We start from the raw sequence: 232 nt of genomic DNA, 5'->3' as shown, positions 1-232 counted from the left end.
CAGTATGGTGATATTGGAACGCTTGGCGGCGTCCGTGTGAGAGATACCAAGGAAAGAGATGGAGAGGTCCTACACTATACTGAGGGACCACTTCAGGAGGGAGATACAGTCGAGGGAGAGATTGACTGGAAGGTCCGTTTCTCCAGGATGCAGCAACATACGGCGGAGCATATTCTCTCTGGTCTGGTTCATGGCCGTTTCGGCTATCAGAACGTCGGATTTCATCTGGGAG

1 pseudogene is annotated in these 232 nt (G+C 52.2%); it reads left to right on the top strand.

Annotation, left to right across the window (positions count from 1 at the left end):
* Positions 1-36 precede the first annotated feature (36 nt).
* A pseudogene (locus HJY11_RS13735) lies at positions 37-232 on the top strand (hypothetical protein); the annotation flags it as partial.

Origin of the sequence: Bittarella massiliensis (ex Durand et al. 2017) (genome assembly GCF_017566145.1) — a bacterium.
GTDB lineage: Bacteria > Bacillota > Clostridia > Oscillospirales > Ruminococcaceae > Bittarella > Bittarella massiliensis_A.
Note: the sequence above shows the minus strand (reverse complement) of the source record. Positions and strands in the feature narration are given on the sequence as shown.